The organism is Pseudoalteromonas aliena SW19, assembly GCF_014905615.1.
In the GTDB taxonomy this organism is placed as follows: Bacteria; Pseudomonadota; Gammaproteobacteria; order Enterobacterales; family Alteromonadaceae; genus Pseudoalteromonas; species Pseudoalteromonas aliena.
Genome location: NZ_AQGU01000029.1, coordinates 350863 through 364905, shown reverse-complemented (window position 1 = coordinate 364905; position 14043 = coordinate 350863). Strand labels below are relative to the sequence as shown.

At 37.6% G+C, this 14043-nt stretch carries 10 protein-coding genes and 3 pseudogenes; 7 read left to right on the top strand and 6 right to left on the bottom strand.

The window, feature by feature from the left end; all coding sequences use genetic code 11:
* Window positions 1-27 precede the first annotated feature (27 nt).
* The gene (locus PALI_RS18020) at window positions 28-987 is read left to right on the top strand and encodes a hypothetical protein (protein ID WP_226894582.1); all 960 of its coding nucleotides are present in this window, start codon (window positions 28-30) and stop codon (window positions 985-987) included.
* 663 nt (window positions 988-1650) lie between these two features.
* Here PALI_RS18020 and PALI_RS18015 read toward each other — a convergent pair.
* From PALI_RS18015 to PALI_RS18000, 4 genes are all read right to left on the bottom strand, one after another.
* Window positions 1651-1812 (bottom strand): hypothetical protein, encoded by a 162-nt coding sequence (locus PALI_RS18015; protein ID WP_193156979.1) that lies wholly within the window; start codon window positions 1810-1812, stop codon window positions 1651-1653.
* 323 nt (window positions 1813-2135) lie between these two features.
* Window positions 2136-2660, bottom strand: a complete 525-nt coding sequence (locus PALI_RS18010; RefSeq protein ID WP_193156978.1) for an urea amidohydrolase — start codon at window positions 2658-2660, stop codon at window positions 2136-2138.
* A 463-nt stretch (window positions 2661-3123) separates the two neighbouring features.
* Window positions 3124-3576: a DUF6174 domain-containing protein gene (locus PALI_RS18005; RefSeq protein WP_193156976.1), complete on the bottom strand. Its 453-nt coding sequence runs from the start codon at window positions 3574-3576 to the stop codon at window positions 3124-3126.
* Window positions 3577-3959: 383 nt separating this feature from the next.
* Window positions 3960-4853, bottom strand: a complete 894-nt coding sequence (locus PALI_RS18000; protein WP_193156974.1) for a hypothetical protein — start codon at window positions 4851-4853, stop codon at window positions 3960-3962.
* A 432-nt stretch (window positions 4854-5285) separates the two neighbouring features.
* Here PALI_RS18000 and PALI_RS17995 point away from each other — a divergent pair.
* Window positions 5286-6258: pseudogene (locus tag PALI_RS17995) on the top strand (IS110 family RNA-guided transposase).
* Between the two features lie 280 nt (window positions 6259-6538).
* A complete protein-coding gene (locus PALI_RS17990) occupies window positions 6539-7492 on the top strand; it encodes a hypothetical protein (RefSeq protein ID WP_193156972.1) in 954 nt (317 codons plus the stop codon).
* Window positions 7493-7630: 138 nt separating this feature from the next.
* On the opposite strand, the pseudogene PALI_RS17985 reads toward PALI_RS17990, so the two are convergent.
* Window positions 7631-8173 (bottom strand): annotated as a pseudogene (locus PALI_RS17985) (transposase); the annotation flags it as partial.
* A 374-nt stretch (window positions 8174-8547) separates the two neighbouring features.
* Window positions 8548-8870: pseudogene (locus tag PALI_RS20430) on the bottom strand (hypothetical protein); the annotation flags it as partial.
* 333 nt (window positions 8871-9203) lie between these two features.
* On the opposite strand from PALI_RS20430, the gene PALI_RS17980 reads away from it, so the two are divergent.
* The 4 genes from PALI_RS17980 (at window position 9204) to PALI_RS17965 (ending at window position 13990) form a co-directional block, all read left to right on the top strand.
* Window positions 9204-9584, top strand: a complete 381-nt coding sequence (locus tag PALI_RS17980) for a BlaI/MecI/CopY family transcriptional regulator (RefSeq protein ID WP_193156969.1) — start codon at window positions 9204-9206, stop codon at window positions 9582-9584.
* Between the two features lie 26 nt (window positions 9585-9610).
* Entirely contained in the window at window positions 9611-11155 is a 1545-nt protein-coding gene (locus tag PALI_RS17975) for a M56 family metallopeptidase (RefSeq protein WP_193156967.1), read from the top strand.
* A gap of 227 nt (window positions 11156-11382) precedes the next feature.
* Entirely contained in the window at window positions 11383-12795 is a 1413-nt protein-coding gene (locus PALI_RS17970; RefSeq protein ID WP_064435308.1) for an MBOAT family O-acyltransferase, read from the top strand.
* On the top strand, window positions 12770-13990 hold the full coding sequence (locus PALI_RS17965) for a hypothetical protein (RefSeq protein WP_193156965.1): 1221 nt from the start codon (window positions 12770-12772) through the stop codon (window positions 13988-13990). Before PALI_RS17970 ends, PALI_RS17965 begins: the two co-directional genes overlap by 26 nt.
* Window positions 13991-14043 lie beyond the last annotated feature (53 nt).

Genomic DNA, 14043 nt, shown 5'->3' with positions numbered 1-14043 from the left:
TTAATGTAACAGGAGTAGATAAATAATATGAAACTTAAAACATCTTCTCCTGAACCGCTACAAAATAGTCAAAAAGTTAAAGCGCGAAGAAAGTTTATTAAGCTTTCTTTGAGTTTATTTGCATCCAGCCTCATTCCTTCTTTTTATAGCAAAGCAATAAGTAATCTTGAAAATTCAAATAGTTGGAGCATAGGAGAAAGAATAGAGCTCCGTGAAGGACAAACTATAACCTGTACTTCATTATTTCCTAAACGAATTTATTGTGTACTTATATACAATACGTCCAAAAATGACAGAAACGTTTTCCTAGATATAAATTGGAGTAATCAACAAGCGCCAAAAAAAATGACAATTCCTGGCTCAGAAAACAAACAAGGCGATGCATCAATTATCCTAGTTTCAGGTAACGATACATCGACAATTTCGCTGTCAATTACCACTGGTAACGGTGGGAAAATAGAGTGCCAGTTAGTCAGCACAGCAATACATAAACCCAGTCTAACCCTACCTATTCGGCGTATTATTGCAAATGGAAAAAAATATATAATTGAAAAATACCAACATTATATTGGTCGAATTAATCGAGGTTGGTATCATCTAACATTAGAAAATAGAATATCTCAGTCTGTTATTTTGCAAATTCAGCACCACCAGATAATAATTTATATACTAAACCCTACTCAAGCAGCACTATTCAATATTACTAGTGTAGGAAGTATTACTAAAAATAAAGATTACCTTATTCAACGCTCCGATTTTGAGGGCCAACCGCAACGTATTGAAGTACTTATTCAAGGAAATGAGGAAACAATAATATGGATTGGAGCCTCAAGCAAACAAGCACTTAATAATACAACTTTAGCCCTACAAGCATTATCCATAACCAAGGTATTATCTAAAGAAAAGCCTAATCCTGTAAAAGGGAAAACTTTAGTGTGCTATAGCAATAAGAATAAAGTTTATACTGTGCCTTGGACAGAACAATAGTAATTTGAACTCGCCTATATATTTATTATCCTTAATCAAAATTACATAAATATTTATAAGCATATCAACATTAGTCTGTTTCTAATTACGACGCACACAATAACATTATTTATAGCGGGAACTATTCTGGACAATTGCAACTGTGGTTTTATCAACGAAGTACAGATAAACACACTCAATTAACTTTGAATGGAGGTTACAGTGGCAGAATTATTGATAAACACCTCTATTACTCGAAATTTAATGTAGATGGCATATGGCATATGGCATATGGCATATGGCATATGGCATAAAAAATTAACAGAAAACAAAAGAAGAACTCGTTATTAAAGACTTTAATCGAATCAATTGGCTCGACTGGTAACTTATTGACCAAATCTTATACTTTTACCGAGAAACCACTGGGATTTGAGCCTTCGACATCAAGACACAAAAAGAGAGTTTGATTATGCTAAAGCCTGATAATTTCGTTCATCAGTATACAATGGCACCTGAACAGCAATACATATTCTGGGTACGCCTAAAAGCTATTTAAGACGATATATACCAATACAGCTTTTAATTTCCTCAAGTAACAGACCAGTCATCCAATCAATGCTACTTTACGCGATATCTGGTTTATAATAATTACCTTTACCACGGGCTCTATTAACGTATACTTTGTTAGGCACAATCACCTTGCCTAAACCTGAAATCAACCATACCAAGGTGGTTTAGTACTGTTATGTTATAAGCTGCATCTATATCGCTATTAGTGATGCTGCGCCACTGTTCAGGAGTTGTAGGCGTATCTGTTTTTGCAAAACTTAAAGCTGGTGTAATCAATAAAGCACTTAGTAGGGTACTAAAGCCTATTTTTTGTTTTTATAATCATAGTCACTCTTTCAAATAGTTATTATATTAATAATTATTACATTAGGGCGTGTTGACCTTTGTGGATTGAAATTTGTTCAGTCTTGGGGGGATTTAATCGTGGTGAAAAATTTGTAACCTAGTGAGTTAAATAAAAAACAATAGGCGATTAATAACAAAGTAACCACTCAATAAACGAGCAAAAAAATCTGCCTTAAATAATCACTTTAGTGAAAACAGCCAGCGCTCAGCTTAGTCAACTGACTGCAATCACTTTTAAAACCATATAGTTATAACTACCTAATAGAGGCAAGATTTCTTTGGATCTGAACCACAATATCCGTGTTATCGTACAAAAATACATTTTCATCACGGGCTGAGTGGTTAGGACTCAACCTTAATACTGTGCTTAAGTTAGCTGGTACTGACCAGCCAGCCCCCAGTTTAAGCCCATTCACAGCACGAATTGACGTCATACCTACCGCTATAGCTGCATGAAAAACTTGATTATCTATCAACCTTCGAAATGTAATAACACTGCCAGCAGGTATATGAGCTCGATAGTTCCAGCGTACATCTGAGTTCAAGTTAGAAATCCATCCTTGCCCCGAAGTAGTTAACAGTTGTGCAATTGAGATCCCTGCACCACCATGAAGTAGTTTATTACCTAAAAGGAATTTAACAAAAGCGGCCGCATCATAACAAACCCCTCTTACATATCGATTTATATCTTCTTCTCCTCGAACAAGCCTACCTGCCAGTTGTAACTTTTCAGGCCCGCCTAGTTGAGCAGCTCGAGCGCCTTCCGGAGTTAAATTCATTTATGTCACCTTGGTTTAAGCTTTAACGAGATTGTAGAATTACTCGTTTTAAATTTATTTTTAATACATTGACCTTATCTGAGTTCCTATTTTAGGTCAATCGATTACAATACTTTTATGCTGAATATAAAAAGGATTTAATGTTGGTTGATGGGTATTTTGGAATATATTTGAGGCTGAAAGGGCTTAACTTTCTTAATACATCAAGCTTTTCAGCTTTTTATTATAAACAATGCAATACAGTTGCCACAGTATAAAGTAAAGGCATTTACCCTTATTTTCTCGCGTAAGGTCAATTTATTCATGCCTTGATTGACAGAAATATTACCCTTTAAATCTTAAAAAATAGACTCAGTGCCTCAGCTTTTTATCATTTTTCATAATAATTAGGATGGAGTTATTTTAATTTGTTTTGAGGATAGTTTAAGGCTGGAGATCGAAGACCTCCGGCTACCCATTCTGTTTACATAAATGAAGTTATGGTTATTGAATAACCATCACATTCTAAATCACTAATATCCGTTTCATAGCTTATGGGATAGCCAAACGTTTTATCAAATGATGGAGTACCTTTGATATGTTCAACTGACTTAAGCATATTTTCGAAAACATCCGCAATAGTTGGATACACCTGAGAATCGAGTTCTAAGCTTTCACCTAGTTCAGGTATGTAAAGTTTGGTAATTACATTGTTCTCAATCGTTATTTCTACAGGAGGGAGTGCATCAGTTGCTGGGCAATCACTAGGCGGTGCATGATATGTAAATGCGTACGTATTTATATTAGAGTTTTTCCACTTTTGATAGTTAGTCCCTACTAAATTAGTTAATTCTGTTGTTTGGCTATCTGGGGAACTGTCATTACAGGCAAAGAGGAGAGAAAAGCTAAGCGTGCACATTAATAATTTAAAATTCATATACAATCCTTGTTTAATATAATGAGCCTACAGATTAGCTCATTTTTTGTTTACTTTTTATTGGCATTCAAACCATAACTTAGTTCCTATTTTAGTTCAATTGTTTGCTGCATTACCATTAAAATATAATAAGAGAACTCACGGCTATTTTAAGGAATTAAACCTGATAGACACTCTAATTGAAGAAAAAAACTCTTCCCTGTAGTGGTAAAGTGATTCAAAGCCAGATTCAAGCGAAGTGCACAACCTCTAAAAAACTATAGAAAGTCCAGTGTTCCTAATTGCTGCTCACCAAAAATGATGAGCGTAGCAAGTAAATTTCAGAGTGCAGCAACTTGTTAGGCTACTTTCGCGTAGCCCAATTCTAAACCGATAATGGAAAATTATAATATGTGTTCTGTGTCATATCCGGCATATGCAGGAAACACTTGACTAGTGTTAATGAGCTTTTGAATACCATTTGCAGTCAAAAACTCTCTACAATTCTTTCCAATAGATGGAGCCCTTTCATGGGGTCCATTAAAGAACCACTTGACCAATGAGCTAAATAATATTTCTGAAACAATATCTGAGGCTTTTAACTTCAAAACTTGAGGCATCGACTTATCCCAGGCTTGTTTATCGAAAAATAATTTCAGCTCCGTGGGCAATTGCGCACGCTCATCACCACCCTCTATTATTTTGTTCCATTGAAATTTAGGCCTACTCATAAATGATTGCCTAGCAAGGTCGATACATTTAGGATATTTATTATAGGGAGTAATATACTTTTTGAAACGCCCACGAAAATACTCTTTGTAGGTAAGGTAACCTAGTAAGTCTGCAACAGCTTCATCCCAATCTACATTTATGGTTCGGTTGTAATCCTGTAATCCCATAGAGTTATGGGACCAGTAGTGCATTAATTCGTGACACGCACAAGAAAGTATTCGCTCTAAATCTGGTGAATGATTTACTATGAATGAAGGACTCAAAACCTGAAAATAAATACCTGTAGAATCCGTTTTTGCGCGAGCATCTTTGTAGGTTTCTATATCTCCCCAGCTCGCAGCTTGTTTTGACCAACACTTATTACAATAATTTTTAAAAACAACGCCCTTCGCCGCAACATTTATTACATTTGAACAGCCTCCATATGCAGTACGGATTACTTGATTTAGAACCTTTTTAATCTCATCTATTTTAAATTTTTCTGTTCGACTCGAAACCTGAAGACTAGCACTAGTAATTCTCCATGGAATATTATTTGAACAATTATTCCCATCACATACTGGCATATTTTTTCTCCTGCCTGATTTGTAATATATGCTTATACAAGCCTTATATTAACTTATTTTTATTTACATCTATCGATGCTTTAACCATAGCTGAGTTCCTTTTTTGGGTCAATTGGTTACTTCAATCTTGCGTAAAAAATTAAAAGAAGATTTACTGCTATTTTAGTTGGCATTTTGAAAGGGATTACTGCTGTTTGAGTGGCTTACATGAGGTGATAAAAAGCATCTTGCTTTCCAGCTTTTCACTATTATGAACAAAGCAATACTATTGCAGCAGTGTAAAGTAAAGGCATTTACTTTCGTTTTATCTATATAGCTGAGTCTTTTTCGTGATTCATTATTTATAAACTGAGCTTACCTTCCTGTTTTTATTGGCGATTTCTGTAATAATTACAATGGGTGATGAGATGGACGCTCCCCAAAACGGCGTCAATGCGCCAAACTGGTTATAACTCACATCCAGTTAAAGAGAATGTCCATCATGAAATTAGCACATTATCAATTGATTTAGCAAAAAATGTATTCCAAGTCGCTGGCTTTAATCATCACCACAAAAGAGAATACAATAAACGCTTAAACAGAGCTAAGCTTTACGCCTTTATGGCAAATATCCCTCCGTGTCGCGTGGTAATGGAAGCTTGTTATTCTTCCCACTATTGGGGAAGAGTATTTACGCCCTAATATTAAATTCGTTCCTATTAAAACCGAAGCTCAGCAAGAAATACTCACGCTCCATAAAATACGCGAGCGGCTACTACACAATCGCATTGCTGCAACCAACCAATTACGCGGTTTATTGGTCGATTTCAGGTATGTATTTCCTGTCAGTATTAAGGCGTTTGAGCAAGGGGTAATTGCCTTAGAAAGTGATTCTGAGCTTCGCCCGCTATTACGTACAATGGTGAGTGATATTTACACTGAGTACAAAACCCTTGTTAAACGCATTAAAGCCATTGAAGCGATGCTTGCTGCGCACGTTGAACGGGATACAAACGCTAAAATACTTCACTCCATTCCTGGCGTGGGTATGCTCAATGCCTCTGCTTATGCAGCATCAATCGGGAACGGTCAGGCATTTAAGAACGCAAAAGAACTCGGGGTGTGGCTAGGATTAACACCTAAACAATATGCGTCAGGCGATAAAAGTAAAATGTCTGGTATTACTAAGCGCGGTAACAGTTACCTACGAAAACAACTTATTCATGGCGCTCGCGCTATTATCGCCAGAAGCCACCATAAAACAGATGCGCTAAGCCAGTGGATAAATCAATTACGCGAGAAAAAACACTTTAATTGTGTGGTGGTCGCCACCGCACACAGATTGGCTCGACTGATGTGGGTATTGCTGACCAAGCAAACTCTCTACTCTCCTCAGCCTATGCAAAATACACAGAAGGATGCTTAATTATGTGTATTTTACACGCCAATCACACCCGAGTTTACGACTTAAAACAGCCTGGTTATGACATAGGTTTTAAAACCTGAGTGGGTGTTTGGGCACTTAAGTCGTAACGTCAGATTCAAGGTCGAAGTACACCACATTTATTAAACGAGATTCAGGTTAGCTAAATATATATCCCCTGAAGTAAAGCTGACTCACCTTGTAAACAAAAAGAAAAAAATGTAAAAAACCTTGATCGCAGCAATTAGTCCCTGTACTTTAAACATAATTATTTAAGGAGAGAATGATGACACTTTTAAAACTTACCTTACCACTTGTACTGACCCCCCTTTTATTACTTACTACACCAGTTAAAGCCAATGGTATCGATGAATGCGACCCATTTTGGATAAAGTTCAATATGAATAAGTATATGCAAAGTGAGCGAGTTGAACGGTTAACAGTTCGAGCTGGCAGTAAAAATAAATGTGTAACAATATCAGCAAATAGCAATGAGGTGTATGACATACTCAGAATGCAATATAATAAGCGAAACGCGCTTGAGTCAAAATTAAGAACTAAAATTGATGAACAATTACGAAGTAGTGCTTCTGGTTCGGTTAAACACCGATATACAAACTTTGAGCTGACAGGTAATCTAGCTACTAAACTTACAGCTAATTCAAATGGTGAAATTTTAGCCCGTGTTAATGGCTTTGGTTTTAAAGCTCGTGCCAAATATACACTTAAAAATGTCCCATCAATTATTGCCAAAGTATATGCTAATGTATCCATTAACAATATTGTGGTAGATGCCAAATATGACTTTATGACAGGTAAGTCACAAGTAATAAACGTAAACCCTATTAACCTTAATATTAATGTTGACTCTCGTATTTTTGGCTTTAGTGTTCCACTATTAAGCAACTACATTAATAACAAGCTCGAAGCAGAACTTCGAAGCGATATTGCCAATTATTTAGACACTAAAACTAATGGATGGAGTAAAGCTCTATTCTCACTAGATAACGCAATTCCAAATGATAAGTTTGGAAATCTAGGAATAACTGTTAAACAAAAATTGACGAGCCTTTTGCAAGGGCAATATATCGAGATTCGAACTAATACTAAGAGCCTAATAGGCTCTTCATTAACTGTAGATATATCCGGTGACTTTGGTATTCATATGGATTCTGATAGGTACGAGAACTCATGCTACATATATGCTGACACACTATGCGGTATTCCTAAGGACTAATTGGTAGTGTCATCCTAGTTCATTCCTTAATTCAACAAGCAGTAAGTGGTGCAATGACCCCCTTAAAATAAAAAGCGCTGCAAATATGCAGCGCTCATTACTCAGTGGTAACTAGACAGCCACTTGACTAGTGGTATGTTTTAAATCCTGAGTTATCAATTCTTCGCCCAGCCCATCTTGTGATTGGTGGCGTTCAATAATACGTTTGCTTGCGCGTTCTAGTTTTGCTTTTTTGCGACCTAACTCATCGAATGTGCCGCTCCACTCTTTACTCGCATTGGACTTTAATTTACATCCATCAATGGCAAACATATTGCGGCCTATCAGCCTTTCTTCATCACATATCACCTGTACTTGCGTGAACAGCGGTTCAATCTGCTCATGCATTTTAGCCACAAAACCCGCTATAGATGTGTAATGCGGCTGGATATCACCCGACACACTCATAAATAAAATGTTCGTCTCACGCGCTTTAGCAATTCGGCGGCTACTAATTAAACCATGTGCATAACCCAGTAAAATAATCTTTAGCATTACCGAGGGTGGATACGCCGCCGCGCCCGTTTTATCGTTGTTATACCACGCGTCAAAGCCCGATAAATCAAGTTTATTTTCGACAATATAACAAAGGGCATACTCAAAGGTGCCTGGCAAAATTTGCTCAGCAAAATTGATAGGAATGAATTTATTTTGGCAGGATAAGTCAGGCTTGACTTCTCACCCAAAGAAAGAGCCATAACGATTTACCGTAAGTGAATAATATCTATTAGATCACAGCGAACGAATGGGTTCAAGGTTAAAAGGCAATCAATTCGAAACAGTAAGATATGTTCCTGAAAAGAGTAATTCTACAGCCCAACGAGCCTGTAGATTAACTCGTTTTTTATTTGTTTTTATTGATAAACAAACCATAGCTGAGTTCCTATTTTGGTTCAATCGATTACTGTATTTTATGCAGAATATAAAGTAGGTGTTTGGTGTTGTTTTAATTGGCGTTTTGGAAGGGATTACAGGTGTCTGAGTGGCTTATTTGAGGTTAAAAGGCCTTCCCCTTCTTAATGCATCGTGTTTTGCAGTTTTTCTATATTATGAACAAGGCAATACAGTTGCCGCAGCGCAAACTAAAGGCATTCACTTTCGCTTGGCTCCGTAAGGTCAATTTATTCATGCCTTTATTCACTGTAATATTGCACTTTTTACCTAAAGAAAAGCTGGTTCAATACAGCCGAGTCGTTTGCCGTCCTATAATAAACAGCTATCGTCGTCCGATTTGGCTATCTATTTTTACTTTCATTTTGTCTGCATTGCTCAGTTTTTTGCGTAATTCATTATTTATAAGTTTTACTTAACGCCCTGCTTTAATTGATAATTTACGTAACAGTTAGAATGGGTATCATCCTAACTTTAATGAAATGCAGCGAATGTATTTATCTTATTACATTGCAAACAGCGGGCAAACTCTGTGTTTTTATCAACCGTATTTGTTGTCGGCATAAAAGTGCTCCATTTGATAGGTACTCTTTAGGTCTAGAACATAGATGTATTATTTACAAATCATCAACTAATTATTTGTAGCTTGCTATTAGCATCTTCAATGGCTGTTAAGTGGTCGCTTGTTTAAAAACTAATTAATTAGTTGATAGATGAAATTATGCGCGCTATAGTATTTAAAACTAATTAATTAGTAGATTAAAAGAAAGGGTTAAATACGATGGCTAGAAATAAATCAAACCAGCTTACTGATGGTGAGCAAAGTATTATGGAAGTGCTTTGGAAAAATGGTGAAGCATCTGTGCGCGACATAACGGATGAACTATCAAAAGAGAAGCAAACGGCTTACACCACAACACAAACCCTGTGTAAGATCCTTACTGAAAAAGGCTATGCTGATTTTAGAAAAGAGGGTAAAGCGTTTATTTATATCCCTAAAATCACTCAAAAAGAGGCCCGACAAAGTGCATTAACCTCAATGTTAAACAAGTTTTTTGGTGGCTCACCCAAGGTGTTGGCGCAACACTTAATGCAAGAGACCGACATAGACCTTGATGATCTAGAAGCGCTGCAACGTAAAGTCGACCAAAGTAAAGACTAACAAACCAAGATAAGGACGCCAAGGCTATGATGATTGAATATACTTTATTAACAACGTTGGCATTTCACCACCTTGTTATTGGTTTTATCCTTTTATTGGGAATTGCGTTGATTAATAAATGTGTACCATCGAGTGCGGAGCTGCGCAGTTGGTTATGGATGACGGCATTTATTGTCGCAACAGTCATCCCCTTCACTTTGATCACAATGGATGCAGATAAAACTTCAAGCGTTATAAATTCAGTTGCGCAATCGGTTGATTCAAAAATAGAAGATAACTTTTCAGCAACTGATAATAAAGTCGCTATGAGTGATCAGGAGAGTAACTGGCATTTACCCAGTGAGATTGTATTTAACTTCTCATTTTTACTCAGTATTGGTGTCCTACTTTGGTTTATAGGTAGTATATGGCGTGGATTTACGGTGTTATCGTCATATATGCAAACACGAAACTTACTCCGCTCTACGATAGAAAAAGCGCCGCACTTATCGGCCCATATTAATACAGATGTTTATACTTCAAGCAAAGTATCCTCGCCTTTGGTTATTGGGTTTAAGCAACCTAAAATCATCCTTCCAAAAAGCATTACTGAACAACTCAAGCATGAGCAATTACTGGCGATAGTGCTCCACGAAAACGCGCATATAAAACGTAAAGATAACTGGTTTGGCTTATTTCAGGAGATCATTGCTATCTTATTTTGGTGGAGCCCAGTGATCCGCCTGCTTAATAAGCAAATTCATGTAGAGCGTGAAATAGCGTGTGATTTACGCGCAGTGAACGAAATTAAAAATACGCAGCAATACGCGCAGTCACTGATTGATTGTGCAAAATTAATGGTGATGGAGCAGCGGAGCGTGTTGGCAATGGGACTATTTAGTAAGAAAAAAGAGCTGAATTATCGTATCGGCGCGGTTTTAGAAAACAAGCAATTTAAAAAGCCACGTATCACGATCATTATGCTGGTTTGTGCAGGGCTAACAGTCACCACAATTCAAGCTACACAGGCCTTTTCACCTAAAGTCAGCATTAAACACACCGTCGTTGATGCTCGACATTACTCACTATTACCGCAATTTGAAAGTACCTTACTGATTGATGCCGTTACTCGTAATGACATTGGCGCAATTAAAGCACTGAAAAATGATGGGGTTGATATTAACGTGCCAGTTATTGGCGATGGCACTGCGTTGATGATTGCGGTGAAACAAAATAACAAAGCAATGACACAGGCATTGATTGACTTAGGTGCTGATGTAAATCAGTCATCAAGTGGTGATGGTAACCCGCTGATAGTCGCTGCGATGAGTAATAATATTGAACTGGCAACGCTATTGTTAGATAACGGCGCTGATATAAATGCAATTGTGCCGCGAGATGAAACACCGCTTATCAATGCAGCGTATTTTGGTTTTTACGACATGAGCCAATTATTAGTTGCACGCGGAGCTGATGTTAACTTAGCAGTTACGACAGGGGTTTCTGACGGTTATCAGCGACGCTCGCCTCTAAATCGTGCGCGTACTGAGTCAATTAAAGCGCTACTAATAGCTAATGGCGCACGCGAATGATCTATATCTTACTTCACTTACCACCTTAGCGTGCTTTAAGTCGATTGGCTTTATTTAGCCTGCATCACGTTTATTTAAATTACTTCAATTAATTGTTGATTGATTTTCACCCTACTTTTAGTGGGTTAGCCAAACTCGTTCTAAATAAAGGAAATAGTGTGTTTATACCCAAATATTCCTTATCAAAGAACACATATCACACAAGAAATAACAACGAAGGTGACACCATGATCTTTAATACCCCCATATTCTTTTGGTTTTTTGCCATTTTTATTTTGTTTTACGGGTTTGTGTTTTTAAAACAAAAACCCAAAGTGTACTTAATTTTAGTTGGTAGCTTAGTATTTTACGGCGCGTGGAATTATAGTTTTATTCCATTGTTGGTAGGCAGTGGGGTAGCCGATTACTTTATTGCCCAAGCTATTTATAAAGCATCAACGCTGCAACGTAAAAAGCAATGGGTGACTTTATCTGTGGTGCTTAATTTAGGTTTACTTGCAGTGTTTAAATATGCCGATTTTGCACTTAACTCTGTGTCTGAGTTGTTATCTTCGCTTGGTTACAATGCCTCTATTGAAACATTAGGTTGGGTGTTGCCCGTTGGTATTTCTTTTTATACTTTTCAAAGTTTAAGTTACACCATTGATGTTTATCGTGGCGACATGAAGCCACGTAAAGGTCTAGTTGAATTTGTTGCTGCGTTATCGTTTTTTCCTCAATTGGTTGCAGGGCCTATTCTTCGTGCAAGCCATATATTGCCACAAATGCACGCCATCGCATTACCTAAATATACGGCTGTAAAACATGGCTTCTTACTGATCACTGTTGGGCTTATCAAGAAAACGGGGGCTGATATATTAGCTATCCCAGCGCAACATGCTTTTGAAGCAAAAGGCCCTATTAGCACGCTTGAACTTTGGACTGGAGTACTGGCATTTGCAGGGCAAATCTATGGCGATTTTTCGGGCTATACCGATATAGCAATTGGTATTGCGCTGATACTTGGTTTTAGTATCCCATTGAACTTTAGAGTGCCTTATTTTGCGCTTTCACCGGTTGATTTTTGGCGTCGTTGGCATATTTCCCTCTCTACATGGTTACGCGATTATTTATATATCTCATTAGGCGGAAACAGAAATAATAACCGTACCCGCAATGTGTTTTTAACTATGCTATTGGGTGGTTTATGGCATGGTGCGGCGTGGACCTTTGTTGCATGGGGCGCATTTCATGGCGCTATTATTACTGTCACGCATTATTTAGCAGGGTTGAAAATATTTGCACGTTTTAATCAATCCAACGCGCTGCTTGTTACTTTTATTAAGTGGGCCATCACGTTTTATTTAGTCCTTATAGGTTGGGTATTTTTTGCAGCCAACGACTTAACTTCTGCCATAGATATTATTACTAATTTACATGTATTTAATTCAACAATAGCAGCAGGAAGCAACGCAATGACTATTTTTGTAATGACCAGTATATGGGTGCTACTTGTACATATTATGGATTTTTACGTAATAAAGGGCGCTGACAAGCTGGAAAATAAACCCTGGCTATTTTGGCTGTTAATGATGTTAGGGCAAGGCGTGTGTTTATTTATCGGGGAGCCAAGTAATGAGTTTATCTATTTCCAATTCTAATCATCAAGGTACAGCAACAATGACATCACAAAAATTATATGGAAAGTCGATTCTTGTTATTGGCTTATGTATGGCTTTCGCACTTATCAGTATTCATCTTATTTTGCATGGGATGGGGGCAAATTCACAAGGCGTATTAGGCAGGGTCACTGAGTCACGGGCGGCTTTGCCACAGATAGTGAAAGAACCAAACGATGTTGTGATGTTTTTTGGTTCATCAATGACGCGAGCTGGGTTTTCGCCGCGAAAATTTGATGCTGATTTAGCGCTGCGGGGTAAGCAGGTTAAATCGTTTAATTATGGCTTTGGTGGGCTAAACCCATATTTTCAAGATTTTTTGTCACGGCGTATTGCGGATGAATTTATCAAAGAAGATCGCAGAATAAAGCTAACCATGATTGAGTTTAATCCGTTTCAAACCACGCAAACACGCTGGGATAGAGCTGCGCCAGTTTTAGACTCGTTTTTAACGTTGCTTGCCAATGACGAGGAGTTAATGGAAATTGCAAAAAATGATCTTACTCGTGGCGTACGGTTATTCAATATAAAGTATTTGCGCGGTAATATATCAGCTGAAATGATCACCAGCTTTTTTGGCCGAGGGATGTTTCCTCCTCAGTCACATCAAACGTTTAAAGATGATGATGAAACTATTGCGCAACGTCGTCGCTTAGGGCGATTGCTTGGTCAGAAGTTTGATGAAGAATACCCTGATCATAAGCCGGTAGAATGGAGCTATGAATGGCAAGGTGGCGGGACTATTCCACAAGAGCGTTCAGCAGAAACATTAGCCATATTTAACGACTATTACCGCGTTACGCAAACCGATAACGCAATGAGAAATGACCGCCTCAGTCGCATTAATAGTGCCGATATAGAGCAGCTTCATTTTGAGCCATTATTAGTTGATCACTTTATTAACATTGTAAAAAACTTTCAACGTGTATCTGAGAACGTTGAAGTGATCATGCTGCCAAAAAACAGCAAGTGGATAAAAACAACACCAGAGGCAGAAAAACGTTTAGCTGAGGTAATTACGCAAATAGAACAAGCTACTGGTATTAAGCTGAAAAACCATCAAAATATACCGCAAATAACCCCGCAAATGTACCGTGATACCACGCATTTATCGCGTTATCGTGGCGATATTGCTTACACAGATTATCTAATAGATCAGTATCAAAGTTTGTTTTAGTTTTTACAGTGGTTAGGCTGAATAAGTTACATGCATCAGCGGGTGAGAAAGAC

What these genes read in the sequence shown, in the direction of transcription:
- PALI_RS18010 (WP_193156978.1), bottom strand. Translation starts at nt 2,660, where the DNA reads ATGAATTTAACTCCGGAAGGCGCTCGAGCTGCTCAACTAGGCGGGCCT.
- PALI_RS17970 (WP_064435308.1), top strand. Translation starts at nt 11,383, where the DNA reads ATGATCTTTAATACCCCCATATTCTTTTGGTTTTTTGCCATTTTTATT.
- PALI_RS17990 (WP_193156972.1), top strand. Translation starts at nt 6,539, where the DNA reads ATGATGACACTTTTAAAACTTACCTTACCACTTGTACTGACCCCCCTT.
- PALI_RS18005 (WP_193156976.1), bottom strand. Translation starts at nt 3,576, where the DNA reads ATGAATTTTAAATTATTAATGTGCACGCTTAGCTTTTCTCTCCTCTTT.
- PALI_RS18000 (WP_193156974.1), bottom strand. Translation starts at nt 4,853, where the DNA reads ATGCCAGTATGTGATGGGAATAATTGTTCAAATAATATTCCATGGAGA.
- PALI_RS17980 (WP_193156969.1), top strand. Translation starts at nt 9,204, where the DNA reads ATGGCTAGAAATAAATCAAACCAGCTTACTGATGGTGAGCAAAGTATT.
- PALI_RS18020 (WP_226894582.1), top strand. Translation starts at nt 28, where the DNA reads ATGAAACTTAAAACATCTTCTCCTGAACCGCTACAAAATAGTCAAAAA.
- PALI_RS17965 (WP_193156965.1), top strand. Translation starts at nt 12,770, where the DNA reads ATGAGTTTATCTATTTCCAATTCTAATCATCAAGGTACAGCAACAATG.
- PALI_RS17975 (WP_193156967.1), top strand. Translation starts at nt 9,611, where the DNA reads ATGATGATTGAATATACTTTATTAACAACGTTGGCATTTCACCACCTT.